This window comes from Halopiger goleimassiliensis (assembly GCF_000455345.1).
Lineage (GTDB): Archaea > Halobacteriota > Halobacteria > Halobacteriales > Natrialbaceae > Halopiger_A > Halopiger_A goleimassiliensis.
This window is the reverse complement of sequence record NZ_HG315690.1, coordinates 1,037,910-1,064,322: the sequence shown is the minus strand read 5'-3', so window position 1 is coordinate 1,064,322 and position 26,413 is coordinate 1,037,910. Positions and strand designations below refer to the sequence as shown.

Sequence of the window (26,413 nt, the reverse complement as noted above, 5' to 3'; positions counted from 1 at the left end):
GGACGAACGATGCGTTCGGTCCAGACCGTCCTCGAGACGTACGCGGAGGGCGTCCCCGCGGAGGACCTCGCCCGCGGGTTTCTCGACTTCGACCGCTGGACCGGTGACGACCCCCGGTTGCTCGTCGCCGAAGCGGCTGCCTCCACGACGGGACAGAGCTTCGTCGGCGGGATCGAGCCGGCCGTCTCGCGGTTCCGGGCGGCGTTCGTCGAGAGCGGTCGCGTCGACTCGCTTTCCGACCTGGCGGCGCTCGACCTCGAGGACGACGCGCTGGTCGAAGCGTTCGGTGCACAGCGGAAACGTCACGTGTTGCTCGAGGTCGCGTCGGTTCTCGCCGACCGTCCCGAGGGCGACGACGTCGCGTCCCTCCGGGGGTGGGCCGCCGAAGCTGACCACTACCGGTACGACGAGGATCCCATCGGGGAGATCACGGGCGTCGGTCCGGGGAGCTTCCAGTACCTCCGCCAGCTGGCCGGCGTCGATACGGTCCGGCCGGATCCGACGGTCGTCGAGTTCGTCGAGGCGGTCGCCGCGGATCTCGCCGATCGGCTTCCGGACGAGCCAGTGCCGATCGACGCGTCGACGTCGCGGCGGACGATCGCTTCCTGCGAGTGGCTCTCGCTGGTCACCGACTTCCGCCCGCTCGAGCTAGATCGGATCGCGTGGTGGACCCACACCGATCCCGAGGACCGGGACGCGGCGATCGCTACCCAGCAGCCCCAGCTGCTGTGACGGGCACGCCGGAGCCGGGTTTTACTGCTGTATGGCGGCCGCTGCTACTGGACGACGCCCTGCAACCGCTCGAGCCCGTCCGCGGCTTCGTCGCGAGTTCGTTCGAGCGGGTCGACGACCTCCTCGGGCAGGTTCAGCCGATCCGCGAGGGTCAGCAGGGTTTCGAGTTTCGTGATCTCGAGGCGTTCGATCGCGCGCCCGAGTTCCGCGTCGGTCAGGTCGGCGAGCGTCGGATCTTCGAACTCGTCGATCAGTTCCTCGCGTTCGGCTCGCAGCCCCTCGAGGGCCGTGTTGTCGATCGTGCCGGGTTCGACTTCGGCCTCGATGGCGTCGAAGATCGGCTCGAGCCGGCCGATCTGGTCGGTCGTGGTTTCGCCGTGGGCCATGTAGAACTCCTCGAGTTCCTCCCGGGTGGCCGACTCGGCGAGTTCCGCCTGGAGCTCCTCGAGTTCGCGCTCGATGTGGTACAGCTCCCGGAGTTGCTCGACGAAGAGGTCGCGCTCGCTCTCGATCATACACCTGCCGCGACGCCGTCGACTCCCTAAGCCCTTCGGCCGTCGTGCGAAACGCCGCGACGGCCGGTGCCCGGCGAAGCACACCCATTATAGGGAGCCCGCCCGGAGCGACCACCATGACGATGGACGTCTTCGGACTGGTCGGCAACCCGGTCGGACACTCGCTCTCGCCGCCGATGCACGAGGCGGCCTACGACGAATGCGGTCTCGAGGCCCGCTACGTCACCTTCGAACCTGCACCCGACGAGATCGCGGCCGCGATCCGCGGGGCCGAATCGCTCGGGATCACGGGACTGAACGTGACGATCCCGTTCAAGCGGGACGTCCTCGAGGTGGTCGCGCCCGACGCGATGGCCGAGCGGATCGGCGCGGTCAACACGATCGACTTCACGGGTGCGGAGCCGACGGGCCACAACACCGACGCCGCGGGCGCGATCCGCGCGCTCCGGGAGCACGACGTGACGCTCGAGGGGGGCGACGCGGTCGTCGTCGGTGCCGGCGGCGCGGGCCGAGCGGTCTCGTTCGGCCTCGCCGATGCCGGCGCGACGGTCGCCGTCGCCAACCGGACCGAGTCGTCGGCCCACGACCTCGCGAGCGAGGTGCCCGACGCGACGGGCCACGGTCTCGACGACCTCGACTCCTTGCTCGCCGACGCGGACGTGCTGGTCAACGCCACGAGCGTCGGGATGGAGGAGGACGCGACGCCGGTTCCCGCCGACGCACTCCACGGCGATCTGGCCGTGCTCGACGCAGTCTACCGGCCGCTCGAGACGCGACTCCTGCGGGACGCGGCCGACGCGGGCGCGACGACGGTCGACGGCGCGTGGATGCTGCTCTACCAGGGCGTCGAGGCCTTCGAACTGTGGACGGGACGGGAGGCCCCCGTGGCTGCGATGAACGAGGCGCTGCGGTCGCGGCTCTGATCGACGGCGAGTTCGCAGGGAACACCGTCCCCATCAACCGAATTTAAGTGATGGTGACGACAATATCGGCGCAATGGCAATCCTCCAAAAGCTGAAGTCGCTGTTGGGGCTGGAAGACGCGAACTCGCACCGCGGGGAGGACCGGGACGTCGGCGTCACGGTCGAACGGGAACGCTCGGCGGACGAGACCGGTCGGGCCGACGAGACGGCAGCGCCCGGGGCTCCCGCCTCTGCGTCGACCGGCTCGATGACCGAACCGACCGACGACCCCGAGGAAGCCGCCGAACCGGCGGAAGCGACCGGGCCGACGGAGACGGACGCGGCACCGACCGAGGAGAAGACGGCCGCGCCCGAGGAGCCGGTCACGGCCGACGAGACCGACGAGGTACCGTCGGTCGACGAGGACGACGCGACCGAAGACGAGGCGGTCGAGGACGAACCGGCCGAGGAAGACGCGACTGCGGCGGACGACGCCGCCGAGGAATCGACGGCTGACGAACCGGGCGACGAGGACGCGGCCGCCGACGAGCCGACGACCGAGGAGGTCATCGAACAGGCCGAAGAGTCCGAGGAGACGGCGGAGGAGCCGGGCGAACCGGTCACCGAGATCAAGGGCATCGGTCCGGCCTACGCCGACAGGCTGGCTGACGCCGGCGTCGAGAACGTGGCCGAACTCGCCGACGCGGACGCTGCCGAACTCGCCGAGCAGACCGACATCTCGGAGAAACGCATCCAGGGCTGGATCGACCGCGCGGAAGTTCGGTAACCCGTCGACTCTCGATTCTTCCCGATCGCTCTCTCGAGCGGGATCGACCGTCCAAACCACAAGACGATTAGCCCAGCATCCCCTCTCGAGGCACATGAGCGATCCGCGCGTCGTGACGTCGCTCGATACGTTTCGCAGCCGCGCACGGGGAGTCTCCGCCGCCGGCCCCGAGTCGTCGACGCGCGGCGTCAGGATTCCGATCGAGGTCCGCGTCGACGTCGCGGACCCCTTTCTCGCCTACCGTCGCGCCCGCGAGGGCGACGGCGACGCCTTCCTCGAGACGACCGGCGGCCAGCCCGGCTGGGGCTACTTCGGGGTCGACCCGATCGACCGGCTGACGGTCTCGAGCGATGCCGTCGTCCGACCCGACGCGGGCGTCGAGTCCCCGACGCTGGCAGCGCTGGAAGGGCTGCTCGAGACGGACGCCCTCGCTCGCGGCGACTGTGCGGTTCCCTACCCCTGCGGTGCCGTGGGCTGGCTCTCCTACGACGTCGCCCGCGAACTCGAGGAATTACCCGAGTCGGCCGTCGACGACCGCGGCCTGCCACGACTCGAGGTCGCCGTCTACGACCGGTTCGCCGCCTGGGAGGCACCGGTCGAGGGGAAGACGGTGACGTTGCGGGTGACGGCGTGTCCCCGAGTAGGGACGGCCGACCTCGAGGCCGACCGCTTCGAGGAAGCCTACGAGCGTGGCCGCGAACGCGCGCTCGAGTTGGCTCGCGCCGTCCGGGAGGGCGACCCCGAGGTGGGGGAGCCACCCGTCGAGGCGAGCGAAGCGACCTTCGAGAGCGACTGCGGGCGCGAGGCGTTCGCCGAGCGCGTCCGCCGGGTCAAGGAGTACGTCCGCGACGGCGACACCTTCCAGACGAACGTCTCCCAGCGGCTGGTCGCGCCCGCCGCGGTCCACCCCGTCGCGGCCTACGACGCGCTCCGGCGGGTGAACCCCGCCCCCTATTCGTGCTTGCTCGAGTTCCGCGCCGCGGATCTGGTGAGCGCGAGTCCCGAACTGCTGCTCGAGCGGGGGACGAACGGCGACGACGACTTCGTCCGGACCGAACCGATCGCGGGCACCCGGCCGCGCGGCGAGACGCCCGAGGAGGACGCGACGCTCGAGGCGGACCTCCGGTCGGACGAGAAGGAACGGGCCGAACACGCCATGCTGGTCGACTTAGAGCGCAACGACCTCGGGAAGGTCTGTGCGTACGGCTCCGTCGCGGTCGAGGAGTACCGGCGGATCGACCGCTACGCGGAGGTGATGCACCTCGTCTCGAACGTTACGGGTCGGCTACGCGAGGACGAGACGCTGGCCAACGCCGTCGCGGCGGTGTTCCCCGGCGGGACCATCACCGGCGCGCCAAAACCCCGGACGATGGGGATCATCGACGAACTCGAGGCGACCCGCCGCGGCCCGTACACGGGCAGCGTCGGGCTCTTCGGCTTCGACGGGCGGGCAACGCTCAACATCGTCATCCGGACGCTGGTCCGCCACGCCGACGAGTACCACCTCCGGGTGGGTGCGGGAATCGTCCACGACTCCGACCCCTTCCGCGAGTACGACGAGACGCTGGACAAGGCCCGCGCGCTCATCACGGCGGTCGACGAGGCGCTCGGGGAGCGAGCGAGGATGACGCTCGAGGCCGCCGACGGCGACCCGATCGAGGGTGCCGAGACGGACGCCGCGGGGGACCCGACGTCGCTCGACGGCCGCGGCGGCGGTGATCCCGATGAGTGAGGCCGTGCCGAGTGAGGAGACGCGGATCCTCGTCGTCGACAACTACGACTCCTTCGCGTTCAACCTCGTCCAGTACGTCGGGGAGGTCGCCGACGAGGTGGTCGTCCGTCGCAACGACGAGATCGACCTCGCGGGCGTGCGCGACCTCGAGCCGACGGGCATCGTCGTCTCGCCGGGACCCGGGACGCCCGAGGAGGCGGGGATCTCGATCCCGCTGTTCGCTGAGACCGAGTACCCGATTCTGGGAGTCTGCCTTGGCCACCAGGCGTTGTGTGCCGCGAACGGCACGCCGGTCGTTCACGCCCCCGAGGTCGTCCACGGGAAGCCCTCGACGGTCTCCCACGACGGCGCAGGGGTCTTCGCGGGCCTTCCGGAGACGTTCCAGGTCGGTCGCTACCACTCGCTGGCCGTCGACCGCGTGGACCTCCCGGACGAACTCGAGGAGACCGCCCGAACGACCGACGAACGCGGCGTGTTGATGGCCGTCCGCCACCGCGAGCAGCCCCACGTCGGCGTCCAGTTCCATCCCGAGAGCATCCTCACGCGGGGCCACGACGACGCCGCGAGCGGCGACGGCATCTCGCTGCGCGTGGGCAAACGAATGATCGAGAACTTCTGCCGGTTCGCCGCTCGAGTCGGCGAGTGAACGGGCCGAAAGGGCGCTCGGTGCCTAACTGACCCGTCCGATATGTGTTGCGTCGGAACAGAACGAAGACTAACTGTTTAGCCGGTGACGATGCTCCGACGCGACGGTTGCTGACGTACATTCAACATACGGAGGAGAGTCTTCCTGGCGTCTCGTATATAAAAGCCCTAATCAATTATAGAATCTCTTACGCGACTCCCTCCCGAAGATGTGGTTCCAGATCGACCGTGGACTGGACACTGACCTTGCTATTTGAATAACAGACCATGAATGAGGAGTCAGAAGCCAACGTGTACGTCAATGGCAGTTTAGTTGGGACCCACCCCCATCCGGAACAGCTCGCAGACCAAATCCGTGAAGCACGCCGTATCGGTGACGTGAGCGAGACGGTCAACGTCTCGGTGAAAGAGCGAACCAACGAGGTCATCATCAATGCCGACGCGGGCCGTGCGCGACGTCCCTTGCTGGTCGTCGAGGGGGGCGAACCTCGTGTTTCCGAAGCTGAGATCGAGGCGCTGAAGGAGGGTGACCTCGAGTTCGAGGACCTCGTTGATAGCGGCTACATCGAGTTCATCGATGCCGAGGAGGAGGAGGATATCCTTGTAGCCGTCGACGAGGATGAGCTCACTGAGGAGCACACGCACCTCGAACTGGATCCGCAGTTACTCTTCGGAATTGGCGCGGGGATGATTCCCTACCCGGAGCACAACGCCTCACCTCGTATCACGATGGGATCCGGAATGATGAAACAGTCGCTCGGGCTGCCGTCGGCAAACTACCGGATCCGACCGGATACGCGTCAGCACTTGCTCCACTACCCGCAGCTCTCGATGGTCAAGACGCAAACGACCGAGCAGATTGGATACGACGAGCGACCTGCCGGACAGAACTTCGTTGTCGCCGTTATGAGCTACGAGGGGTTCAATATCGAGGATGCGCTGGTCCTGAACAGGGCTAGTGTCGAGCGCGGTTTGGCTCGCTCGCACTTCTTTCGCACCTACGATGGTGAGGAGCGACGGTACCCCGGGGGTCAGGAAGATCGTTTCGAGGTTCCAAGCCAAGATGTCCGCGGTGCCCGCGGTGAGGACGCGTATACCCACCTCGACGAGGACGGTCTCGTTAATCCGGAGACGGAGGTCGACGAGAACTCCGTCCTGCTGGGCAAGACCTCCCCGCCGCGATTTCTCGAAGAACCAGACGACGTGGGCGGTCTCTCTCCCCAGAAGCGCCGCGAAACCTCCGTCACCATGCGCTCCGGTGAGTCCGGTATCGTCGACACCGTGACACTGATGGAAGGTGAGGACGGTTCGAAACTATCGAAAATAAAGGTACGCGACGAGCGGATTCCCGAAATTGGGGACAAATTCGCGTCGCGACATGGGCAGAAGGGCGTCGTCGGTCGCCTCGCACCCCACGAAGATCTGCCGTTCACTGGGGACGGTGTCGTCCCGGATCTCATACTGAATCCGCATGCCCTCCCATCGCGGATGACTGTCGGGCATATCCTCGAGATGATCGGTGGTAAGGTCGGCTCGCTCGAGGGTCGCCGCGTCGACGGGACCCCTTTCACCGGAGAGGACCGGGAAGACCTCCGTGATGCGATGGAGGAGTGTGGCTTCGATTCCTCCGGGAAGGAAGTCATGTACTCGGGTATCTCTGGCGAGAAGATTGAGGCTGAGATCTTCGTGGGGACGATCCTGTATCAGAAGCTCTACCACATGGTCTCGAACAAGATGCACGCCCGCTCGCGCGGGCCTGTTCAGGTACTCACTCGGCAACCGACCGAGGGCCGTGCTCGCGAAGGTGGCCTGCGTGTGGGGCACATGGAACGTGACGTCTTCATCGGCCACGGTGCTGCAATGGCCCTCAAGGAACGGTTGCTCGACGAGTCCGATCGCGAAGACGTGCCCATCTGTGGGAACTGTGGGATGACCGCTTTTGAGAACGTTACGCAGGACCGGGTTCACTGTCCGAACTGTGGTGAGGAGACTGACATTCACGAGATCGAAACCAGTTACGCATTCAAACTCCTACTTGACGAGATGAAGGCGCTGGGTATCGCCCCACGATTGGAACTCGACGACGCGGTTTGATTGTTCTGACAGTACCGTTGAATTAACTGCACGACAGCGGTTCGTCGGTCCGCTTACCGGCGTGCATATTAAGCAGGTAGCAAAGAAGAATGGTACTCGTCGCAGAATATCGTCTCGGCTGTCCCCATCTGCCACTCGTTGAGGTCGCAGCGGCTGTGCCGGAAGCGACGCTCGAGGTCGATTTGGTGGCTAGTGCGGCAGGCTAATCCGTTCTCACCCGTCTGGTGGACGTAGAACGTGACGTGATCGAGCACGCCATCGAGTCAGCGGCGGTTGTGGAGGAAGATACGCGGATCGGCGAAGTCGCCGGGACACAAAGCTGTCAGGTTCTGCCGGCATTCGGGATGGAAACGTGGCTCGGCGATCGTGTCGATACCATCGCGGAGGTACGCGAACTCGCTAGCGCTGACTCCATCATCGATCGGATTCGGGTCACACCAACTGGCAGGACTCAAACGGCTGGTTCGCCGATCGCACGATTTTCGACGCATTCTGCACCTTCTGGCGAGATGAAATCGACTCGGTCACCCTCCATCGGCTCTCGCATACCGAGAGCCGATATGCGAACGATGGACCAATCCCAAGTCAACGTAAGGCCATACAGACCACGTACAAATGGGTTACTTCGAGATTCCGCGGGCCACTTCCCTCAACGAAGTCTCACACAAGTTGGATAGCTTTGCTCCGGCGCTCTCGGAACGGCTTCGTCGAGCTCAAACTCGACTCGTTGAAGCGTTTATTTCGTCAGAGAAGAGATCTCGTGGTCTCAACCATTGATCGCTTCTACTGAATTAGAGACCCATCGCCTCGAGACCGTGGTGTACCAGCGTCACTCATCGAGCACTCCACACCAATCCCCACCGTGGAACACGGGAGTCTGATATCCCCACATAGTACCGGGTGACCGAGTCCCTCCCGGAGTAGCGGCGTGTTCACGATCAGTCGGACGGTGGGTTCATAGTGCTCCGAGCGCGACGACGGAACGAACGCGATGGGGATCGCACGCCATGACAGACGACCGCCTGTACCACGTCGACGGCGACCTCGTGCCGGCGAGCGAGGCGACCGTCAGCGTCGACGATCGCGGCTTCCGGTACGGCGACGCCGCCTTCGAGACCATGCGCGCCTACGGCGGCACGATCTTCGCCTGGGACCGCCACCGCGCACGCCTCGAGCGGACCTGCGAGGCGCTCTCGCTCGAGCACGGCCTCGAGTACGCGGCTCTTCGCGACCGCATCGACGAGACGCTCGCGGCGAACGACCTCGCGGACGCCTACGTCCGACTGTCGATCACTCGGGGCGTCCAGCCCGGGACGCTGACGCCCCAACCGGAGGTCGATCCGACGGTGGTGATCTACGTGAAGCCGCTTCCCCGGGGTGGTCTCGAGGGCGAGCGGGTCTGGGACGACCCTGCAACCGTCCACGCGGTCGAGCGCCGGCGCGTCCCCGACGCCGCGGTCCCCGCGGGCGCGAAGACCCACAACTACCTCTGGGGGATCCTCGCGCGGACGGAGCTCGCGGACGCCGATCCCGACGCCGACGAGGCGCTCGTCCGCGACCTCGAGGGATTCGTCGCCGAGGGGGCGGTGAGCAACCTCTTCTTCGTTCGCGACGGCGTTCTCCACACGCCCTCGACGGAGGGGCCAGTCCTGCCGGGGATCACGCGCGAGATCGCCCTCGAACTCGCCGAGGAAGCCGGACTCCCGACCCGCGAGGGCCGATACGCCCTTGAGGAGGTCTGTGCGGCCGACGAGGCGTTCCTGACGAACCGGACCTGGGAACTGCGGCCGATCAACCGCCTCGACGGCGAGCCGATCGGCGGCGGACCGATCACCGACGATCTCGCCCGGCGGTACGACGAGCGCGTCGAGGCGTGCTGTTACGAGTAGCCGGTCGGTGCTCGCGTGATATGCGCGGTGAAAATGCGGCGCGGTGAAAATGGGAATACGGAGCAGCGTCCTGCTATCGTGGACACGAGGAGTTGCCACGCCCTCCCCAGCCGATTCGTTCGGTCACGTCGTTCCCTCACTCATCCCTCGCGCGCCTTCATCGACTGGCCTCGCTGTTGCTCGGCCAGTCGACAGCGCGCGCCTTGGCGTGTGGCCGGCTCAGATACGTTCCGCGATCCGAACCGTTATCCTCGACAGGTCCCGACGACCGGTATGAAACTCTCCGCCGTCGACCTCTCGCCGGTGCCCGAGGACGGCACCGCGACCGAGGCCTACGCGAACACGGTCGAAGCCGCCAGACAGGCCGAACGACTCGGGTTCGAGCGGTTCTGGGTGGCCGAACACCACGGGATGGCCGACACCATCGCGGGGACGACGCCCGAGGTGTTGCTCGGCCACCTCGCCGCCGAGACCGACTCGATCCGCCTCGGCTCCGGGGCCGTTCTGCTCAACCACTACAGCCCGTTCAAGGTCGCCGAGGCCTTCGGCGCGCTGGACGCGCTCGCGCCGGGGCGCATCGACGCCGGACTCGGGCGCGCGAACGGCTCGCCAGCCGCCGACCACGCGCTCGGCACCGAGCGCCGCGTCGAGAACCCCGACGAGAACCACGAGGCCAAGATCGAAGCCGTCGTCAGCCACCTCTACGACGACTTCCCCGGGGGCCACGCCTACAGCGACCTCGAGATCCCCCGTTCGGCCGCCGAGCCGCCGGTCCCCTGGGTGCTGGGATCGAGCCCCTCGAGCGCGGCCATCGCGGCGAACCTCGGCCTCCGGTACTGTTTCGCCGCGTTCATCCGTCCGACCCTCGCCGAGCGGTCGTTCGAGACCTACCGCGAGGAGTTCCGGCCGTCGTCGCTGCCCGGCGGAATCGACGAACCGGAGGGGATGGTCGCGGTCAACGCCGTCTGCGCGGAGACCGACGAGGAGGCGGCGCGCCAGCGTGCGGTCGCCGAGGCGTCGTTCCAGCGGCTCCAGCGTGGCGAGGCCGGCACGCGACCGTCCATCGAGGAAGCCATCGACGAACTGGGCGGCGTTCCGGAGCCGACGCCGGACCCGCTGCCGGCCGACGAGTGGCCGCGGGCCATCTCCGGGAGCCCGGAGACGCTGGCCAGCCTGCTCGAGCAACTCGCTGACCGCGTCGGGGTCGACGAGGTCATGATCCAGCACGCCGTCGCCGACCACGAGACAGCGCTTCGTTCCCACGAACTGCTCGCCGAGGGCGTCGGCCTCGAGTCGGCCTGAGAACGCGGCGGAGCCGGTTTCTCGCCGGTCGTCCTCTTCCGTGTCGCCGCGGGTCAGCACCCGGCGTCCCGAATGCCGGCTTCAACAGTTTCAAGCCCGACACAACGCGAGTGCGTAGCGTGCGTCTCGAGGCCCGAGGACGGCTGGTCGACGTCTGGCGGCGAGTGTTCGATCTCTCGTGGCCGGTGATGGTCGAGCAGTTCCTGCGGACGCTGATGCGGACGACCGACATCGTCGTCACCGGCCTGTTCTCGCCCGCGGCGATCACGGCCGTCGGCCTGGCGGACCTCTACGCGCGCCTGCCCCTGCGGATCGGGCTGGGCCTTGGCAGCGGCGTCATCGCGCTCTCGAGCCAAGATACGGGCAGCGGCGCGACGGCCAACCGCGACGAGGCGATCACGCAGGCGGTCCTGATCGGTGCAGTCTCCGGGATCCCGTTCATGTTGTTCGGCTACCTGCTCGGCGAGTGGGCGATCGGCGTTCTGGGTGCGGAACCCGAGACCGCCAGGATGGGCGGGCTCTACCTGGCGATCATCTTCGCGACGACGCCGGCGCGCCACGTCGCGCTGGTCGCCGCGCGGTCGATCCAGGGGGCCGGCGACACCCGGACGCCGATGTACGTTAACGGCGTCTCGAACGCGCTGAACATCGTCGGCACCGTCGTCCTCGGCCTCGGCCTCGGACCGTTTCCCGCGCTCGCCATCGTCGGCGTCGGTATCGCCACCGCCTTCGGTAACGTCTTCTCCGCGCTCGCGCTCGTCGCGGCTATCTACAGCCCCTGGACGCCTGCGGGGTTCACCCGGCCGTACCAGTGGACGATCACGAAACAACTGCTGGCGATCAGCGCCCCGCGGATCGCGGAGGGGCTGGTGACGACCGCCATCGAGTTCCCCTTCAACTCCATCCTGCTGTACTTCGGGACCGAGGTCAACGCCGCCTACCAGGTCGGTCGTCGCGTCTACCAGCAACTCACCGGGCCGCTCTCCCGCGGCTACCGGACCGGGACGAGCATCGTCGTCGGCCAGATGCTCGGGGACGGCGACCCGGCCGGCGCGCGGTACAACGGCTGGGCCGCCGCCGCGCTCGCGGTCGGGACCATCGGCTCGCTCGGCGCAGTACTGTTCGTGTCCGCGGACCCCCTGGTCGCCTTCTTCACCGACGATCCGGAGACGCTGTCCTACGCGAGCGGCTTCGCCCGCGCGTACGCGGTGGCCGCCCCGGTCACCGCGCTGTACATCGTCCTATCGGGGGCGCTCACGGCCGGCAGCGACACGACGACGCCGTTTATCGCCCGCGTCAGCGGCATGCTCGTCGGGATGCTCGGCGTCTCGGCCGTCGCCGGGATCGGCCTGGGGTACGGCGTTCCAGCCGTCTACGCCTCTATCGTCGTCTACTACGTCTGGGCGACGATCTACGTCGCCGTCGGCTTCTACCGGGGCGACTGGGTCGAGCGAACACAGACGATGATGGACGAACGCGGGAGTACGCCGAGCGAGGATTGAGCCGATCGATCGTCGGAGCCGGAATCAGTCGTCCGCCTCGAGCGAGCGGTCGACGGCCTCCGGGTCCGGCGGCGCGACGAGCCGTTCGCGTTCGGTTCCGGCACACTCGAGGACGAACTCGGAACCGAAGGCCGTCGCCGGCGTCTGGAAGCCCGCATCGACGTCACCCGCCAGGACGCGTTCGGCCGCCGTGACGGCGGTCTCGGCGGTCAGGGCGTACGGGTTCGGCGTCCGCACCCGAGCGCGGACCGTTCGGCCGGTCGCGGAGTCCGTGGCCTCGCCCCAGACGACCGCCTCGCCGGTCGCCAGTTGCCGCTCGTCGGGGCCGTCGACGGCCTCGAGCGCGCGCTCGAGCAGTGCTGCGACGGGACCGCGATCGGCCATCCAGGCGAGCGGACCGGCCAGCGGCAGGGCCGGACGGGCGGCCGGCGGGAGGCCGACGTACACCTCGATGGTCTCGATACCCGTGCTGTGGGCGGCGGTGACGACGTCGCCCCACGGGGCCGTGACCGCGGGCGTCGGCCCGTCGCCGAAGTCGATCTCACGGTGCTGGTACGCCGTCGGCACCTGGAGTAGTCGGCCGTTGCGACGGACGACGCCGGTGCCGGCAAGGTCGAGGATCGTTCGCGCAGTGCCGTGGGAGACCGTCGGACTCGCCCGGACCGCGAGCGCGAGTTCGTCGGCTGCCGGGAGTTGCGACGCGAGGAACGCGGCCAGACAGTCGGAGGGAACGACCTCGAAGCCGACGCCCGGCAGGACCGTCACGTCGGCTGCGGCCGCCTGCTGGTCGCGCCGGCTGAGCCGGTCGAACACCGTGAACTCGCCCGTGATGTCGAGGTAGTTCGTTCCGCTCGCGAGACAGGCCTCGAGCATCGGCTCGGCGGTCTCCGTGAACGGCCCCGCGCAGTTCACCACGGCGTCGACGTCCGCGAGGTGGGCGGCGACGTCGTCCGATTCGAGGTCGAAGACGCGTCCCTCCACGTCGAGGCTCTCGGCCTGGTCGGCCACCCGACGGGCGTCCCGTCCGGCGGCGATCGGCGATCCTCCTCGAGCGACGGCTTCGCGGGCGATCAACCGGCCGGTGTAGCCGTAAGCGCCGTAGACGAGGAGGGAATCCATACCCCTCCCTGTCGGCTACGGGGAAGTAAAACTTCGTCAGACGGACGGCTGCTCCGAAACGTTCACTACGACCGACTGAAAACCCGGTCCCGATGGACGGGAATCGACGGATCACCGCGCTCTCTGCGGTACCAGCGGAGTCGTCGTACCTCTTCCGCGTCGAGAACGCCGACGGCGACGAAAAGGAAGCGATTCTGGTTCGCGGCGAGGACGGTGACGGCGACGGTGACGATGCGCCGGCCGTCGCCTGCTGGCTCAACTACTGCCAGCACTTCACGCACATCAACCTGGACAAGGGCTCGGGCGCGGCGATGCGAAACGGCGAGATCGTCTGCGAGAACCACGGCGCGTACTTCGAGGTCGACTCGGGCCTGTGCACGTTCGGCCCCTGCGAGGGCGCGACGCTGCCCGCGGTCGACGTGACGGTCGAGGACGGCGACGTCTACCTCACCGACGACGACTACGACTACCTCGGCGACGGCCCCATCGAGGACGACGAGACCGATCTCACTTCGTCCTCGAACGTCGAATTTTGAAGCTCCCGGCCAGAACGGGCCGGTTAGTTCCTCGCGTCCACGAGAGCAGGACGCTTCAGTTCGACGTCCTTCGTTCGAACTCACCGTGAGTTTCCAACCGCAGGTATCGGATCGGAGGTTCGCACGGCGTCAGTGGCACCGTCGGATCGCTCACCGGGAGATCGATCGGGGCGCGACCAGATCGCGTTCCTGATCGTACTCGAGCAGGCCGGCGTCCACCAGCCGTGGTAGGTGGTCGTGATACAGCGAGATGTAGACGTCCCTGACGCGTTCGGCAGAGAGGTCCCGCACGGACTGGCCGGCTTCCCGGACGGCGACCTCCTCGGCGGCGTCGGGCAAGGTGAGCTGTTCGTCGTAGGTTCGCATCACCTCGAGGAAGCGCCGCCGGCGGCTGTTGGCGAGGAGTTCGAGCGTCTCGTCGACCGATTCGGGGGAGTCCTCGCGGCTATCGAGCCAGTCGAGGATCGCCGAAACGAACTCGGCGGCATCGAACTCGGTGTGAGACGTTGGACTCATGGGTGGGCTCGCCCTTCGAGTCGCGCTGACGTGGCCGCGATCCGATGGGACCGGTTCGGGGTGTCGCGCTCGAAGGTTCGTGTCGATCCCTCGCCGGCCCGGTAAATATGGGTGTCGGATCTCACCGATGCCGTCTGTCGATCGTGATCGTCACACACCCTTGAACGTCGGACGTGGCGATCCGGCGGTCACTCGATCGTGAACGTCGGCTCCTCGATCGACTCGCTCTTGCACTCGGGACAGCGCGACGGGAGGTTCGCCGGTTCGTCGAAGCCGTCGAAGCCACAGTCGCGACAGGTCGGCGGCGCGACCAGCAGTTGCTCGTCCGTATCCTCGAGCGAGCGAGCGACGTGTTCGACGTGGGAGACGACCGCGTGGGGCGTCACGTCGAGGTGAGTCGCGAGTTCGCTCGGCGTCGCCGCACGCTCCCGGAGGGCGTTCGCGAGTCGCTGCCGGATCGTTTCGTCGGCCTCGCGCATGGGGAGGGAAACGGCACTGTCGCTCTTATACTGTGGGTTCCCGTTCGGCGTTCGGTTGCACGGGACCGAACCGCCGACGGGAGGTTCAGCGCCCTCGGCCGGCCGTTCGATCGGAGTCGTCGCCGATCTCCCCCTCGTAGAGGACGCCGCGTTCGGCGTCGATCGTGACGGTGGTCCCGTCGGCGGCGGCGTCGACGTCCGCGCCGCTGATCATCGGGATCCCCATCTCGCGGGCGACGAGGGCGGGATAACCCGTCATCCCCCGGCGGCCGTAGACGATCCCGCCGATCCGGGAGACGTCGCCCGCGAACTCGCCTTCGAACTCGGCGGGGAGCGCGAGGATCGCTCCCCCCGGAACTTCGGAGAGGTCGCCGTCTTCGACGCGGTACAGCGGCCCGGTCGCGCGCCCTTCGACGACCACCCGACCGGTGGTCAGTGCCTCGGCGGCGACGTGGACCTTCAGCATGTTCGTGGTGTTTGCCCCCTCGAGTTCGGTCATCATCCCACAGAGGACGACCACGGTGTCGCCGCTCTCGGCGACGCCGGCCTCGAGGGCGGCCTGGACGGCCCGCTCGACGACGGCGTCGGCCCCCTGATCCGACACTTCCGCATAGAGGGGCGTCACGCCCCACGAGAGCGCGAGTCGCCGTCGCACCTCGTGGCTCGGCGTCGAGGCGACGACCGGCACGCCGGGACGGTACTTCGCGGTCTTCAACGCGGTGTAGCCGGACTCGGTCGCGGCCACGACCGCGTCGGCGTCGATGTCGCGGGCGAGAAACCGCGCCGAGCGGGCCAGCGCGTCCGTCCGCGCTTCGCCCGCCGGGGGGACTCGCTGCTCGAGCAGTTCGGCGTACTCGCCCGAGCGCTCGACCTCGCGGATGATGCTGTCCATCGCGTCGACCACGTCGACGGGGTGGTCGCCGACGGCGGTCTCGGCCGACAACATGACGGCGTCGGTACCGTCGAGGACGGCGTTCGCGACGTCGGAAGCCTCCGCGCGGGTCGGCCGCCGGGCCTCGACCATCGAGTCGAGCATCTCCGTGGCCGTGATGACGGGCAGGCCCGCCTCGCGGCACTCGCGGATGATCCGCTTCTGGATCATCGGTACCTCCTCCATCGGACACTCGACGCCCAGGTCGCCACGGGCGACCATGATCCCGTCGGCGGCCTCGATGATCTCCTCGAGGTTCTCGACTGCGCCGGCGCGTTCGATCTTCGCGACGATCGGAATCTCCGCACCCTGCTCCTCGAGTACCTCGTTGACCTCGTAGACGTCCTCGGCGTCCCGGACGAAACTCGCCGCGACGAAGTCGACCTCCTTCTCGGCGGCCAGTTCGAGGTCCTTGCGGTCCTCCTCGGTCACGATCTCGAGGTCGAGGTCGACGCCAGGGACGTTGACGCCCTTGCGACCCGCCAGTTCGCCGCCGGTGTCGACGCGGGCCCGCACAGCGTTCTCGTCGCGCTCTCGCGGCTCCTCACCGCTCGAAGACTCCGAGGAACGTCCATCCTCGCGCTCGAGCACGGTCGTCTCGATCAGGCCATCGTCGAGCAGGATCCGATCACCCGGTTCGACGGCCTCGATCGGCAACGAGAGACCGACGGTGTCGGGTGAGACCTCGTCGCCCTCGACGAACCGGATCTCCGACCCCGTCTCGAGGGTCACGGTCTCCCCGTCGGGTAGCGGCGCGGTTCGGATCTCCGGCCCCTGCATGTCCAGCATGACGGCCACGGGGTCGTCGCGGGCCTCGTCGACGGCCCGGACCCGATCGATCAACTCGGCGCGCCCCTCGCGGCTCCCGTGGCTCGCGTTCAACCGGGCCACGGACATCCCGGCGTCGGCGAGGTCACGGATCGTCGGCCGGTCGTTCGAGGCCGGCCCCAGCGTACAGACGATCTTCGCGTTTCGCATGGCTCGAGATACCGCGACCGTCCCCAAAAAGGTGCGTGAGTTACTCGGATCCGAGTTCGACTTCGCGGAGGAGGTGACCGTCGCTCTCGGAGACGGTACCGACGCCGGAGACGGCCCGCGAGGGTCACGGTAGCGGGAATTCGGCCGTCGACTGCCACGGCAACCGTTTTCCCCGGTCCTATCGTTCGCCCGGGTATGCCGACCTACGCCTCGCTCATCGAGTTGGACGATCGGGACGTCCAGAACGCCCAGGAGATGGCCTCCATCTGGGGCGAGATCCGAACCGAGTTCGAGCAGCACAACGCCTCGCTCGAGCACTCCTACGCCGTCATGGGTCCACACGACTTCCTCGCGATCTTCGAGGCCGAGGACAACGAGGCCGGCTTCAAGTGTGCGCTGACGCTTCGCCGGCACGGGCTCGAGGCCCAGACGATGCGGATCGTCGACACCGACGACTTCTCGAACGTCGTCGACGAGATCTGAGTCGGGCTCGAGCGAGGAGATCGACCTCGTGGCGCGTCAGTTGTCGTCCTCGCGCCACTTGTGCTCGCACTCGGTACAGATGAAAAAGCGCGTCTCGGACTCGTCGGCCGAGCGGATCTGTTGCATGTACCAGTAGGCCCGGTCGTTGCCACACTCGGGACAGTGGGCGTCGGTCTCGGGCAGGGAGGTCTCCTCGGAGGATTCGATGATCTCGCTGGCTTCCTGGCTGTCCGTGACGACGTACTCGTCGGCGTCGCCCTTCGGCTCCGTGTAGCCGCAGCTACCGCACTTCCAGAGGCCGTCGTCGGCTTTCATCATCGAGCCGCATTCGTCGCAGAATTCCATCGTTGTCCGGGATACGTTGGCCGAGCGACTTAAGCGACCCGTTTGGGCTGTACCCGGCGGTCGCTCACCCTTCGCCTTCCGACTGGTACGGCTCCCCGACGGCTTCCCGCGGCAGGAGGTTCTGGAGTTCGGACTCGACATCGTCGACCGACTCGAATCGCTCGGCGTCGCTACGCTCGAGGAGCGAGCCGAGGTTGCGTTCTCCGTCGGCGAGCAACAGGGTCGCGTCGTCGAACTCGGCGGCCGCCTCGTCGGGGGTGACGGGATACTCGAGGTCGGCCAACGCCGCGTCCAGTTCGTTGAGTTTGAACTCGCGGGCCATATCGGGGCCGACGACTGCCAGGCGCTTGTAACTCCGCGCACTCGAGCGTGACACTCCCGCGACCGGACATTTCGATTCGAAACTATAATCGGTCGGGAGGACGGACCTACGCTCGATGCGACGGCTGGTGGATCGATTCGTCGCGATGGTGGCGACCCTCGCGAGGGGGATCGTCGCGCAGTTCGTCGTCGACCGTCGGGTGCTGGCGCTGGCGTTCGCCCGGATGGCCGACGGCATCGGGAACTCGTTTCTCGTCATCGTGATCCCGCTGTACGTCGCGAGCCCCGCCGTCGGCGGAGCGACGTTCGGTCTCGCGGAGTCGATGGTCATCGGGATCATCCTCTCGCTGTACGGCTTTCTCAACAGCAGCTTCCAGCCGTTCACCGGCCGGCTTTCGGACCGCTACGGCCGACGAAAACCGTTTCTGCTGATCGGACTCGGCGGGCTGACGGTGACGAACCTCGCCTACCTGCTCGCGGACTCCTACGCGTCGCTGCTGGTCGTTCGCGGCCTGCAGGGCATCAGCGTCTCGTTCATCGTCCCGGCGTCGGTCGCGCTCGTGAACGAACTCGCGACGACCGGGGACCGCGGCGGGAACATGGGCGTCTACAACACGTTCCGGCTGCTCGGCTTCGGTGCGGGTCCGATCGCCGCGGGGACGGTCGTCACCCTCGGGCCGTTCTCGCTCCCCGGTGGGATCACGATCACCGGCTTCGACGCCGCCTTCTACGTCGCGGCGGTCGCCGCGGCGATCAGCTACCTGCTCGTGACGGTGTTGATCACCGACCCCGAGTCGACGAAGGCCAACGCGGGGGCCGATCTCTCGATCTCGATCCGGGATCCGACGGGACGGCACCTGCTCGATCCGATCTTCACGCTCGGGGTCGCGTCGCTGTTCATGGCCGCCTCGATCGCCTTGCTCGCGACCATCCAGCCCCAGGTCAACGAGCGCCTCTCGCAGGGCGAGACCTGGTTCGGTCTCCAGTTCGCGGCGTTCGTGATCGCCCAGGTCCTGCTGCAGACGCCGGTCGGACGGGCCTGTGATCGCTACGGCCGGCGGCCGTTCATCCTCTTCGGGATGGTGCTGTTGATCCCGTCGACGCTCGCCCAGGGGTTCGTCACCACCTCGGAGACGATGTTCCTCGCCCGCCTCGTGCAGGGCATCGCCGGCGCGATGGTCTTCGCACCGTCGCTCGCACTGGCAGGCGACCTCGCGGGCGAGGGTGAGTCGGGATCGAAGCTCTCGATCCTCACGATGGCCTTCGGCTTCGGCATCGCCCTCGGTCCGCTGCTTTCGGGTGGGCTGGTCGGCTACGGCTTCGCGGTGCCCTTCATCTTCGGGACCGTCCTCGCCGCCGCCGGCGCGCTGTTGGTCTACACGCAGATCGAGGAGACGCTCGAGCGAACCGCCTCGCTCCCGGTGCCGCTCGTGGGCGGCGATTGAGCCGCGCCGCCCCGCGGGGACGCAACGCAAAAGTACCGGATCCCCATACGTATCGACGATGACGCTTTCGGAGGAGGCCAGAGAACGGTTGGGGGACGTGGTGGAGCTACAGCCGACGAAGAACGCCGAACTCCAGGAACGGTGGGGCATGGACAGCGGCAGCGAGGTTCACCAGTACCTCGAGAACGAACTGGGCGACTACTACTACCGGGACGACAACAGCCTGATCCGCGCGACCGACGAAGCCGCCGACCTCGTCGACGTCGAACCGGGGATCGAGAGCGATCCCGACGACGAAGGCGCTCCGTCCCGGATTCGCGTCCCCCGACTGCAGGTCCAGATCGTCGAGGTACTGGCCGGTCCCGACGAGGAATCCGAGAGCGTCGTCTCGGTGTTACACAAACTCCGGGACGCCTTCGACGTCGATCCCGAGGCCGAGGACGTCCGCTCGGGCCTGCAGAGCCTCCGCCGAAAGGACGTCGTCGAGGTCGAGTACCGCACCGTCCCAACGTTCCGATTGGCCGTCGAACGCAACGAGATCGAGGTCGAGGAAGCGGACTGACCCTCACCGCCAATCCGAATCTATTTATATCCGCGTTCCAACACGACAGTTGTATGTCTCGAACTGCACGACTCAGCAACCGTGGGTCCGGCGCGGCCCACGGCTGGGTTCCGCGACGGTCGTAGCGACACCGCTGGTTCTACTCACGTAGACGAACGACTGGTCACAAAGCGTCGTAGCGACGGCTGTGATTCCTTCGATCGATTCAGTTTCGACGGACTCGAGCGAGCGACTCGCTGGGACACCGCTCACACCGGGGGTGATCGCGATGCGGCGTAGCGAGACGCTCCTGTTCACGAGCCGGGAGGCTGACGGTCACGAGAACGAGACCGTCGCCCGGACGTTACGGGCTGGCTTGGTCCGACAGTTCGCCAGTGGACGATACGGCTTTACGCCCACGGGCTACCGCGTCCGAGAGAACGTAATATCGGTCGTCGAACGGGAGATGGACGCCATCGGTGGCCAGCGAATCAGCCTCCCCTCGCTGAACGACAGCGGCATCTGGCGACGGAGCGGTCGCTGGGAGAGTTTCGAGGGCGAGATGTTCACCCTCGAGAACCGCGACGGGAAACGGCTCTGTCTGGCCCCCTCCCACGAGGAGGGCGTCGCACACCTCGTCGACGGCGTCGTCCGTTCCTACGACGACCTTCCCCTTCTGCTGTACCAGGTCGAGTCGAAGTACCGCGACGACCACGCGCGAAACGGTCTCGTTCGGACGAAGGAGTTCACGATGAAAGACGCCTACAGTTTGCACGCGAGCCAGGATTCCCTCTCGAGGTGGTATGAACGAGTTCGCGAGGCCTACGTCCGGATCTTCGACGCGCTCGACCTCGAGTTCGCCATCGTGCTGGCCGACAACAGCGTCATGGGCGGCTCGAGGTCCGAGGAGTTCGTCGCGCTCGCCGACGAGGGAACGGTGTCGCTTCGCAGCTGTCCCGCGAGGGACTGCCGGTTCGGCGTCACCGACGAGTCACCCCGGAACGATCTGTCGGCCGGCGACGCCTGTCCCAACTGCGGCAGTCGACTCGAGGCCGGCGACGGGATCGAGATCGGCCACGTCTTCGAACTCGGGACGCGCTACGCCGAGCCCATGGGGCTGACGATCGACACGGTCGACGGCGGCGAACGCGACGTGGTGATGGGAAGCTACGGGATCGGTATCGACCGGCTTCTCCACGTCCTCGTCGAGCAACACGGCGACGAGAACGGCTGTCGCTGGCCCGACGCTGGGGCGGACGTCGGCTCTCTCGCACCCTTCGACGTCTCCATCGTTCCCCTCGAGTACGACGGCGACTTGCAGACGATTGCCGATCGACTGTACGAGGAACTCGGAACCGATACGCTTCTGTTCGACGACCCCGATCGAACGATCGGCGAGCGATTCGCCGAGAGCGACCTGCTCGGCGTTCCCTGGAAGGTGGTTCTCGGGAACCGATACCGCAAGACCGGAGCCGTCGAACTCGAGAGCCGCGACGGCGAGACTCGGACCGTACGCTTCGAGGAGGTGGCTGGTATCGTCGGGTAACTGTCTCGTGCGGGATCGACCTCCAGCGTCCTACCGTGGTACTCGTCTTTCGATCCGTTATCGATTCGCGTCCTGTCCGGGTCGCCGCCGCCGACGCCGGCCCTCGAGTACACGTCGGATCGTCTTCCCGGGGCCGCCCTCGATGGGCCACTCTCGCGACCGCCAGGCGGGGGGCTCCGGTTCGAACGACGGACAGGAGCCGGCACACTCCGCGGCCGTCTGGCACCGTCCCTTGGCGCGACAGTACGGCAGCGCCTGCAGTCCGTCCGCGGCCCGCGCCTCGAAGTGGCGACAGTCGGGGCGCATCGTGTCGAGGAACGAGCGCCAGCCGCGTTCGTAAGCCCGTTCGGCGATCTCGAGACGGGTTCGGGCCTTCTCCTCGGGATCGACGTACTCGAAGCGGGCCGCCGACGCGTCCCGACCGTCGCCGCTCGCTCGCTCGAGGATGCGCGTTCCCGGGTCGTCGACGGCCAGCGACCGGGGGAACCACTCGACGGTCGCGGCGAGCGTCTCGGGCTCGAGCGCGAGGACGCCCGCCTCGACCGGCAGGTCCTCGAGGAGGACGGGTTCGATTCGATCGCCGGTCGCTTCCGTCGCGACCCAGACCTCGTCGGCCAGCGCCATCCCGACGTCGTACTCGAGCTGGTCGGCCAGGACGCGGGCGGCGCTGGCGTCCAAATCGGGCTTGTTCTCGATAGCGACGATCCGGTCGACCCAGTCGGGGTAGGCCCACTTGCGGCGGATCTCGATGCGATTGCCGTTCTTGCGCGTTTCGAGGATCCCCCGGTCGTCGGCCCGGTGGATCGCCTCCCGGACGTACCGCCACGGGTAGCCGGGATACGGCAGCGCGTCGCGGTAGTAGGCCCACTCCGCGGGCGCGTTCCGGACGACGTGCAGCAGGTCGCCGTCGAGCCGTTCCGGGCCGAAGTTCGCGCGTTGCTCGAGGGCGTCGGGATCGCACTCGAGGACGATAGTGTCCCAGCGGCGGCGCTTCGTGCCGAGCTGGCGGGCGACGATCGGGATGGGAGCGTCGTCGCCGTCGGGGGGCCAGGTCCGTTCGGCCCACCGACAGGTTCGCAGTTCGAAGGCGAACTCGGACTCGGCGGTGTGTGCGGCCACGTCTTCCTCGTGTTTGGAACCGGGAGACGAAAGGCTGCTCGGTCGACTGGCGTCAGTTCGGCGTGCTCAGTCGCGGTTCGACCGTCGGATCGGCCGATCGGTATCGGCGGTCGCGGCGAGATACACCACGGCGAGTTCGTGAAGAGCGGGGTTCGGGAACGCGAGCGGGCGCGCGTCGTGAACGTGCTCGAGCGCTTCGCGGAACGACACCCCCTCTTCGGCGGCGATCGTCGTCGCAACGAGCGTACTGCTTCGCGAGATACCGGCCGCGCAGTGAATCAGCGTCGCCCCGTTCCGGCGATAGCACTGCCGGGCGGTGTCGACCGCGGTTTCGAAGGCGCTCCACTCGGTTCCGGGACCATCCGTAAGCGGTCGATGATGGGTTGTAAGCGGCTGTGACTCGCTACTGACCGACACGACGAATTCGAACGCTCGGTCGTGGCGAGTCGGATCGGCGGCGTGCTCGTTCCCGAGAAACAGTTCCCGATCGCCGATCCGGCGGATGATCGGCTCGTCGGCCACGTAGCCCTTGGGGCGGACGAGCGGCGTGTCGTCCTCGAGCGCGTCCGCGGCGGACGATCCGGAGCCGGTTCCGGTTCCGATCTCTGCTCCGATTTCGGGCTCGTTCCGAGTCACTGTTATGACGAACCTGTAACTGGTAGTAACTGTACCGGAGCCGCCGCCTCCGATTCGATCTTTCGACTCCGTCGGGTGGCCGAGGCCGTCGGTGGTCGTGAGAGCGACCGATTCGAGATCGAGGTCGACCGACGGCCTACATCTCCTCCTCGCGCTCGTCGAGGAACTCGTGGGCCTGCTCGAGAATCTCGCGTGGACCGTCCTGGGTGACGGTGTTTACGGCCTGTTCGTAATCGCGCCACTGCAGGTCGCGATGCTCGTTCGAGAGTTCCGCGCTGGCCTCGTAGGACTTCGCGATGAAGAGGTGGACGGTCTTGTGGATCGTCTTGCCGTTCGCCTCGAAGACGTAGTCGTAGTCCTCGCGAAAGCCGTCGATGAGCCGGAAATCTTCGATACCGGCCTCTTCCTGTACTTCTCGGATCGCCGTCTGTTGTAGCTCTTCGTCCCCTTCGACGCCGCCCTTCGGAAACTCCCAGTCACCCGGGCGGCTCTTGAGTAGAAGATACTCGCGCCGGCCCCGCGTATCGCGGAAGAGGATCGCGCCTGCGCTCGTAGCTTCGACTGCCATTACCTGAACTAATAGATACGTCGTTAAGAGAATATCGGACTGCTCGCGACGTGTATGGCGGTTGGACACCCGACTCGTCCGCTCGGGGCCGTCCGGCCGCGCTGGGCATCGACTCGTCCGTTCGGGGGGTGCCCTCGTGATCGGGGTCGATCTCAGCAGGTTTTTACGCGCCGACCGTGGACGGTGTGACAACGCAGCCATGACCTTCGTCACCCGTCTCACGCTCCAGAGCGGCGATCGCGCCGCGCTCGACGGCATCGTCGAGGACATCAAATCGACCGCGGAACGGAAGGGGGCCGCGCTGAAGGGGCCACACACCCACCCCCCGGAGAAGCTCACGGTGCCCCAGCGCTGTCGGCTTCACGCAGACGACGACCGCCGGTTTAGCTCCTGGGAGTACACCGTCTTCACCCGCGAACTCGAGATCCACGGCCACGACGACCTCGCCCGCCGGATCGCCGCCCGCGAGTTCCCCGACTCCGTCCACGTCGAGGCCGAGGTCGAACAGATCCACGGCGCGGGTCGCGGGAACTGATAGTCTACGCGGGCTATCGACACACGACGCTCGGTTTCCTCTCCCTTTCTATCGTTTCACGGCCAAACGATACGTTATCGGCCCGATCGATTCCCCACCGTTACGGACGCCGGGAGCGGTGCTCGGGCGTATGCCATCGGATCCAGACGCGACTGCACGACGACGGTTCGTCCAGCTGCTCGGTGCCGGAGCGGCGCTCGGTGTCGGCACGTCGTCGACGGCCGCGGCCGACGACCGCGATCGAGACGGCTACGAACGTGATGAAACCCAGGCTGAAACCGATCACGACGACGCCGAACGGCCGTCGACCCACTCGGATTCGGGCCTCGTGACCCTCGAGAGCGACGCCGATTTCGAGACGACTGTCTCCAGGGTCGGGCCGGCGCTCGAGGAACGCGGCTTGACGCTCGTTGCGACGGTCGATCACGCGGCGAACGCTACGACGGTCGACGAGGACCTTCCGCCGACGATGCTGTTCCTGTTCGGGAACCCGGCGGTCGGAACGCCGCTGATGCAGGCGAGTCGATCGACCGCCATCGATCTGCCCCAGAAGCTGCTCGTCTGGGCGGCCGACGGCGACGGCTACGTCACGTACAACGATCCCGATCACCTCGCCGCCCGCCACGACCTCGAGGGCGTCGACGAGCAACTCACGGGTGTCGAGGAGGCGCTTGCCGACCTCGCGGCCGCCGTGGCGTCGGGGGGAGCGGGCGCTGACGGGTAATCGAGCGAGAGCGAGGTCCCGCGGATCTTCGATTTCCCCCGAACGCGTGCGGGCTGCCCACGCGTCCGGAGCTACAGCACTTTTTACGCTCCCCGACAAGATACGGATATGACAGCCGACGACCTGGTTTCGTTGCGACGGGAGCTTCACCGACGACCCGAACCCGCCTGGCGGGAGTTTTACACCACCGCACGCATCGTCGAGGAACTCGAGTCACGCGTCGACTGCGACGAACTCCACGTTGGACCGGACGCGATTGCCCCCGACCATCGCCTCGCGGTCCCCGAGGACGGGGAACTCGAGGCCTGGTACGAGCGCGCCCGCGAGAACGGCACGGACGAGGCGATCCTCGAGCGTCTCGAGGGCGGCTACACTGGTGCGGTCGCCGTCCTCGAGAAGGGCGAGGGGCCGACGGTCGGCCTGCGCGTCGACATCGACGGCCTCCCCCGCGAAGAGAGCGACGATCCCGATCACGTCCCCGCCGCCGAGGGGTTCCGCTCGGAGACCGGCGCGATGCACGCTTGCGGCCACGACGCCCACGCGACGATCGGGATCGGCGTCCTCGAGCGGATCGCCGAGAGCGATTTCTCGGGCACGTTCAAGGTGTTCTTCCAGCCGGCCGAGGAGGTCATCGGCGGCGGGAAGTCGATGGCCAAAAGCGAACACGTCGAGGACGTCGACTACCTGCTCGCGACCCACATCGGCCTCGATCATCCGACCGGCGAGATCGTCGCCGGCATCGACGGCTTCCTCGCGGTGGCCCACCTCGAGGCCGAGTTCACGGGCGAACCGGCCCACGCCGGCGGCCACCCCGAACAGGGGCGAAACGCCGTCCAGGCGATGGCGACCGCCGTCCAGAACCTCTATGCTATCCCCCGCCACGACGACGGCGCGACGCGGATCAACGCGGGCGTCGTCGAGGGCGGCAGCGCGGCGAACATCATCCCCGAGTACGCACGGATCGTCGCCGAGATACGGGGCGAGACCACCGAACTGATGGAGTACATGCGCTCGAACGCCAAACGCGTCATCCGCAACGCGGCGGAGATGCACGACTGCGAGGTCTCCTTCGAGACGGGTGCCGAGGCCCCGAGCGCGACCAGCGACGAGGACCTCGTCTCGATCGTCGCCGACGTCGCAGGTGCAACCGACGGTATCGACTCGGTCCTCGAGCGCGACGAACTCGGCGGTAGCGAGGACGCGACCTACCTGATGAAGGCGGTCCAGGACGACGGCGGCCAGGCCGCCTACGTCGGCGTCGGTACCGACCACCCCGGCGGCCACCACACGTCCACGTTCGACGTGGACGAACCGAGCATCGGTCACGGCGTGGACGTCCTCGCGGGTGCGATCGAGCGGATCGCCCTCGAGCGTCCCTGACGCCGGCTCGACCACGACTTCGCTACCGTATCACTGACCGCGCCTCGTGCTTGAGTCCCGGTTCGCGTCCGTGTCCGAATCCTGTTCTTAAACCAACATTTATTTGCGTTC

The 26,413-nt window shown here is 67.2% G+C and carries 28 protein-coding genes; 18 read left to right on the top strand and 10 right to left on the bottom strand.

Annotation, left to right across the window (positions count from 1 at the left end):
- Window positions 1-9 precede the first annotated feature (9 nt).
- The gene (locus TX79_RS05210; RefSeq protein ID WP_049926149.1) at window positions 10-732 is read left to right on the top strand and encodes a hypothetical protein; all 723 of its coding nucleotides are present in this window, start codon (window positions 10-12) and stop codon (window positions 730-732) included.
- A gap of 44 nt (window positions 733-776) precedes the next feature.
- Here the strand turns inward: TX79_RS05210 and TX79_RS05205 are convergent, their stop codons facing one another.
- The gene (locus TX79_RS05205) at window positions 777-1,247 is read right to left on the bottom strand and encodes a YciE/YciF ferroxidase family protein (protein WP_049926147.1); all 471 of its coding nucleotides are present in this window, start codon (window positions 1,245-1,247) and stop codon (window positions 777-779) included.
- Between the two features lie 122 nt (window positions 1,248-1,369).
- Here TX79_RS05205 and TX79_RS05200 point away from each other — a divergent pair, with 122 nt between their 5' ends.
- The 9 genes from TX79_RS05200 (at window position 1,370) to TX79_RS05160 (ending at window position 12,100) form a co-directional block, all read left to right on the top strand.
- On the top strand, window positions 1,370-2,170 hold the full coding sequence (locus TX79_RS05200; protein ID WP_049928287.1) for a shikimate dehydrogenase: 801 nt from the start codon (window positions 1,370-1,372) through the stop codon (window positions 2,168-2,170).
- A gap of 73 nt (window positions 2,171-2,243) precedes the next feature.
- Window positions 2,244-2,936: a helix-hairpin-helix domain-containing protein gene (locus TX79_RS05195; protein WP_049926145.1), complete on the top strand. Its 693-nt coding sequence runs from the start codon at window positions 2,244-2,246 to the stop codon at window positions 2,934-2,936.
- A gap of 94 nt (window positions 2,937-3,030) precedes the next feature.
- Window positions 3,031-4,668 (top strand): aminodeoxychorismate synthase, component I, encoded by a 1,638-nt coding sequence (pabB, locus tag TX79_RS05190; RefSeq protein WP_049926143.1) that lies wholly within the window; start codon window positions 3,031-3,033, stop codon window positions 4,666-4,668.
- A complete protein-coding gene (locus tag TX79_RS05185; RefSeq protein WP_049928286.1) occupies window positions 4,661-5,314 on the top strand; it encodes an anthranilate synthase component II in 654 nt (217 codons plus the stop codon). The genes pabB and TX79_RS05185 overlap by 8 nt, the downstream gene beginning before the upstream one ends.
- Before the next feature lie 266 nt (window positions 5,315-5,580).
- The gene (rpoB, locus tag TX79_RS05180) at window positions 5,581-7,407 is read left to right on the top strand and encodes a DNA-directed RNA polymerase subunit B (protein WP_049926142.1); all 1,827 of its coding nucleotides are present in this window, start codon (window positions 5,581-5,583) and stop codon (window positions 7,405-7,407) included.
- Window positions 7,408-8,022: 615 nt separating this feature from the next.
- Window positions 8,023-8,184, top strand: a complete 162-nt coding sequence (locus TX79_RS20080; protein WP_081655489.1) for a helix-turn-helix domain-containing protein — start codon at window positions 8,023-8,025, stop codon at window positions 8,182-8,184.
- A 230-nt stretch (window positions 8,185-8,414) separates the two neighbouring features.
- Window positions 8,415-9,296, top strand: a complete 882-nt coding sequence (locus TX79_RS05170) for an aminotransferase class IV (protein WP_049926138.1) — start codon at window positions 8,415-8,417, stop codon at window positions 9,294-9,296.
- A gap of 273 nt (window positions 9,297-9,569) precedes the next feature.
- Window positions 9,570-10,598 carry an LLM class flavin-dependent oxidoreductase gene (locus TX79_RS05165; protein WP_049926137.1) on the top strand — a complete coding sequence of 343 codons (1,029 nt, stop codon included), beginning with the start codon at window positions 9,570-9,572 and terminating at the stop codon, window positions 10,596-10,598.
- A 188-nt stretch (window positions 10,599-10,786) separates the two neighbouring features.
- The gene (locus TX79_RS05160; protein WP_049926135.1) at window positions 10,787-12,100 is read left to right on the top strand and encodes an MATE family efflux transporter; all 1,314 of its coding nucleotides are present in this window, start codon (window positions 10,787-10,789) and stop codon (window positions 12,098-12,100) included.
- Between the two features lie 24 nt (window positions 12,101-12,124).
- Here TX79_RS05160 and TX79_RS05155 read toward each other — a convergent pair whose 3' ends face one another.
- The gene (locus TX79_RS05155) at window positions 12,125-13,219 is read right to left on the bottom strand and encodes a saccharopine dehydrogenase family protein (protein WP_049926133.1); all 1,095 of its coding nucleotides are present in this window, start codon (window positions 13,217-13,219) and stop codon (window positions 12,125-12,127) included.
- 92 nt (window positions 13,220-13,311) lie between these two features.
- On the opposite strand from TX79_RS05155, the gene TX79_RS05150 reads away from it, so the two are divergent.
- Window positions 13,312-13,755, top strand: coding sequence for a Rieske (2Fe-2S) protein (locus tag TX79_RS05150; protein ID WP_049926132.1), 444 nt, complete (start codon window positions 13,312-13,314; stop codon window positions 13,753-13,755).
- 150 nt (window positions 13,756-13,905) lie between these two features.
- Here the strand turns inward: TX79_RS05150 and TX79_RS05145 are convergent, their stop codons facing one another.
- The 3 genes from TX79_RS05145 to pyk form a co-directional block, all read right to left on the bottom strand.
- Window positions 13,906-14,271 (bottom strand): DUF7344 domain-containing protein, encoded by a 366-nt coding sequence (locus TX79_RS05145; RefSeq protein WP_049926130.1) that lies wholly within the window; start codon window positions 14,269-14,271, stop codon window positions 13,906-13,908.
- Window positions 14,272-14,459: 188 nt separating this feature from the next.
- Complete coding sequence (locus TX79_RS05140; RefSeq protein ID WP_049926129.1) at window positions 14,460-14,750, bottom strand: transcriptional regulator; 291 nt, start codon at window positions 14,748-14,750, stop codon at window positions 14,460-14,462.
- A gap of 85 nt (window positions 14,751-14,835) precedes the next feature.
- Window positions 14,836-16,659 (bottom strand): pyruvate kinase, encoded by a 1,824-nt coding sequence (gene pyk / locus TX79_RS05135; RefSeq protein WP_049926127.1) that lies wholly within the window; start codon window positions 16,657-16,659, stop codon window positions 14,836-14,838.
- A gap of 195 nt (window positions 16,660-16,854) precedes the next feature.
- Here pyk and TX79_RS05130 point away from each other — a divergent pair, with 195 nt between their 5' ends.
- On the top strand, window positions 16,855-17,142 hold the full coding sequence (locus TX79_RS05130; protein ID WP_049926125.1) for a GYD domain-containing protein: 288 nt from the start codon (window positions 16,855-16,857) through the stop codon (window positions 17,140-17,142).
- A 36-nt stretch (window positions 17,143-17,178) separates the two neighbouring features.
- Here the strand turns inward: TX79_RS05130 and TX79_RS05125 are convergent, their stop codons facing one another.
- Together TX79_RS05125 and TX79_RS05120 are read right to left on the bottom strand one after the other, a co-directional pair.
- Window positions 17,179-17,487 carry a transcription factor S gene (locus TX79_RS05125; RefSeq protein WP_049926123.1) on the bottom strand — a complete coding sequence of 103 codons (309 nt, stop codon included), beginning with the start codon at window positions 17,485-17,487 and terminating at the stop codon, window positions 17,179-17,181.
- A 64-nt stretch (window positions 17,488-17,551) separates the two neighbouring features.
- Entirely contained in the window at window positions 17,552-17,809 is a 258-nt protein-coding gene (locus TX79_RS05120; protein WP_049926121.1) for a DUF5789 family protein, read from the bottom strand.
- 115 nt (window positions 17,810-17,924) lie between these two features.
- Between TX79_RS05120 and TX79_RS05115 the strand changes: the two genes are divergently transcribed.
- The 3 genes from TX79_RS05115 to TX79_RS05105 all read left to right on the top strand — a co-directional run bounded on the left by TX79_RS05115 (window position 17,925) and on the right by TX79_RS05105 (window position 21,340).
- Entirely contained in the window at window positions 17,925-19,253 is a 1,329-nt protein-coding gene (locus TX79_RS05115; RefSeq protein WP_081655488.1) for an MFS transporter, read from the top strand.
- A gap of 58 nt (window positions 19,254-19,311) precedes the next feature.
- Window positions 19,312-19,815, top strand: coding sequence for a DUF5797 family protein (locus tag TX79_RS05110; protein WP_049926119.1), 504 nt, complete (start codon window positions 19,312-19,314; stop codon window positions 19,813-19,815).
- 268 nt (window positions 19,816-20,083) lie between these two features.
- Window positions 20,084-21,340 carry an aminoacyl--tRNA ligase-related protein gene (locus tag TX79_RS05105; RefSeq protein WP_049928284.1) on the top strand — a complete coding sequence of 419 codons (1,257 nt, stop codon included), beginning with the start codon at window positions 20,084-20,086 and terminating at the stop codon, window positions 21,338-21,340.
- 57 nt (window positions 21,341-21,397) lie between these two features.
- On the opposite strand, the gene TX79_RS05100 is transcribed toward TX79_RS05105, so the two are convergent.
- From TX79_RS05100 to TX79_RS05090, 3 genes are all read right to left on the bottom strand, one after another.
- Window positions 21,398-22,459 (bottom strand): DUF5787 family protein, encoded by a 1,062-nt coding sequence (locus tag TX79_RS05100; protein WP_049926117.1) that lies wholly within the window; start codon window positions 22,457-22,459, stop codon window positions 21,398-21,400.
- A gap of 66 nt (window positions 22,460-22,525) precedes the next feature.
- On the bottom strand, window positions 22,526-23,095 hold the full coding sequence (locus TX79_RS05095) for a dual specificity protein phosphatase family protein (protein ID WP_230198543.1): 570 nt from the start codon (window positions 23,093-23,095) through the stop codon (window positions 22,526-22,528).
- Between the two features lie 136 nt (window positions 23,096-23,231).
- Window positions 23,232-23,663 (bottom strand): bis(5'-nucleosyl)-tetraphosphatase, encoded by a 432-nt coding sequence (locus tag TX79_RS05090; protein ID WP_049926115.1) that lies wholly within the window; start codon window positions 23,661-23,663, stop codon window positions 23,232-23,234.
- Between the two features lie 199 nt (window positions 23,664-23,862).
- On the opposite strand from TX79_RS05090, the gene TX79_RS05085 reads away from it, so the two are divergent.
- From TX79_RS05085 to TX79_RS05075, 3 genes are all read left to right on the top strand, one after another.
- Complete coding sequence (locus TX79_RS05085) at window positions 23,863-24,198, top strand: uS10/mL48 family ribosomal protein (RefSeq protein WP_049926114.1); 336 nt, start codon at window positions 23,863-23,865, stop codon at window positions 24,196-24,198.
- A 130-nt stretch (window positions 24,199-24,328) separates the two neighbouring features.
- A complete protein-coding gene (locus TX79_RS05080) occupies window positions 24,329-24,922 on the top strand; it encodes a DUF302 domain-containing protein (RefSeq protein ID WP_049926113.1) in 594 nt (197 codons plus the stop codon).
- A 108-nt stretch (window positions 24,923-25,030) separates the two neighbouring features.
- Complete coding sequence (locus tag TX79_RS05075) at window positions 25,031-26,302, top strand: amidohydrolase (protein ID WP_049926112.1); 1,272 nt, start codon at window positions 25,031-25,033, stop codon at window positions 26,300-26,302.
- Window positions 26,303-26,413 lie beyond the last annotated feature (111 nt).

Excerpts from the sequence above, each read along its gene's own strand:
- TX79_RS05110 (WP_049926119.1), top strand. The coding sequence starts at position 19,312 with ATGACGCTTTCGGAGGAGGCCAGAGAACGGTTGGGGGACGTGGTGGAG.
- TX79_RS05075 (WP_049926112.1), top strand. The coding sequence starts at position 25,031 with ATGACAGCCGACGACCTGGTTTCGTTGCGACGGGAGCTTCACCGACGA.
- TX79_RS05170 (WP_049926138.1), top strand. The coding sequence starts at position 8,415 with ATGACAGACGACCGCCTGTACCACGTCGACGGCGACCTCGTGCCGGCG.
- TX79_RS05205 (WP_049926147.1), bottom strand. The coding sequence starts at position 1,247 with ATGATCGAGAGCGAGCGCGACCTCTTCGTCGAGCAACTCCGGGAGCTG.
- TX79_RS05185 (WP_049928286.1), top strand. The coding sequence starts at position 4,661 with ATGAGTGAGGCCGTGCCGAGTGAGGAGACGCGGATCCTCGTCGTCGAC.
- TX79_RS05120 (WP_049926121.1), bottom strand. The coding sequence starts at position 17,809 with ATGGCCCGCGAGTTCAAACTCAACGAACTGGACGCGGCGTTGGCCGAC.
- TX79_RS05195 (WP_049926145.1), top strand. The coding sequence starts at position 2,244 with ATGGCAATCCTCCAAAAGCTGAAGTCGCTGTTGGGGCTGGAAGACGCG.
- TX79_RS05090 (WP_049926115.1), bottom strand. The coding sequence starts at position 23,663 with ATGGCAGTCGAAGCTACGAGCGCAGGCGCGATCCTCTTCCGCGATACG.
- TX79_RS05125 (WP_049926123.1), bottom strand. The coding sequence starts at position 17,487 with ATGGAATTCTGCGACGAATGCGGCTCGATGATGAAAGCCGACGACGGC.
- pyk (WP_049926127.1), bottom strand. The coding sequence starts at position 16,659 with ATGCGAAACGCGAAGATCGTCTGTACGCTGGGGCCGGCCTCGAACGAC.
- TX79_RS05200 (WP_049928287.1), top strand. The coding sequence starts at position 1,370 with ATGGACGTCTTCGGACTGGTCGGCAACCCGGTCGGACACTCGCTCTCG.
- TX79_RS05165 (WP_049926137.1), top strand. The coding sequence starts at position 9,570 with ATGAAACTCTCCGCCGTCGACCTCTCGCCGGTGCCCGAGGACGGCACC.
- TX79_RS05085 (WP_049926114.1), top strand. The coding sequence starts at position 23,863 with ATGACCTTCGTCACCCGTCTCACGCTCCAGAGCGGCGATCGCGCCGCG.
- TX79_RS05080 (WP_049926113.1), top strand. The coding sequence starts at position 24,329 with ATGCCATCGGATCCAGACGCGACTGCACGACGACGGTTCGTCCAGCTG.
- TX79_RS05150 (WP_049926132.1), top strand. The coding sequence starts at position 13,312 with ATGGACGGGAATCGACGGATCACCGCGCTCTCTGCGGTACCAGCGGAG.
- rpoB (WP_049926142.1), top strand. The coding sequence starts at position 5,581 with ATGAATGAGGAGTCAGAAGCCAACGTGTACGTCAATGGCAGTTTAGTT.
- TX79_RS20080 (WP_081655489.1), top strand. The coding sequence starts at position 8,023 with ATGGGTTACTTCGAGATTCCGCGGGCCACTTCCCTCAACGAAGTCTCA.
- TX79_RS05140 (WP_049926129.1), bottom strand. The coding sequence starts at position 14,750 with ATGCGCGAGGCCGACGAAACGATCCGGCAGCGACTCGCGAACGCCCTC.
- TX79_RS05210 (WP_049926149.1), top strand. The coding sequence starts at position 10 with ATGCGTTCGGTCCAGACCGTCCTCGAGACGTACGCGGAGGGCGTCCCC.
- TX79_RS05105 (WP_049928284.1), top strand. The coding sequence starts at position 20,084 with ATGCGGCGTAGCGAGACGCTCCTGTTCACGAGCCGGGAGGCTGACGGT.
- TX79_RS05145 (WP_049926130.1), bottom strand. The coding sequence starts at position 14,271 with ATGAGTCCAACGTCTCACACCGAGTTCGATGCCGCCGAGTTCGTTTCG.
- TX79_RS05130 (WP_049926125.1), top strand. The coding sequence starts at position 16,855 with ATGCCGACCTACGCCTCGCTCATCGAGTTGGACGATCGGGACGTCCAG.
- pabB (WP_049926143.1), top strand. The coding sequence starts at position 3,031 with ATGAGCGATCCGCGCGTCGTGACGTCGCTCGATACGTTTCGCAGCCGC.
- TX79_RS05115 (WP_081655488.1), top strand. The coding sequence starts at position 17,925 with ATGCGACGGCTGGTGGATCGATTCGTCGCGATGGTGGCGACCCTCGCG.
- TX79_RS05155 (WP_049926133.1), bottom strand. The coding sequence starts at position 13,219 with ATGGATTCCCTCCTCGTCTACGGCGCTTACGGCTACACCGGCCGGTTG.
- TX79_RS05160 (WP_049926135.1), top strand. The coding sequence starts at position 10,787 with ATGGTCGAGCAGTTCCTGCGGACGCTGATGCGGACGACCGACATCGTC.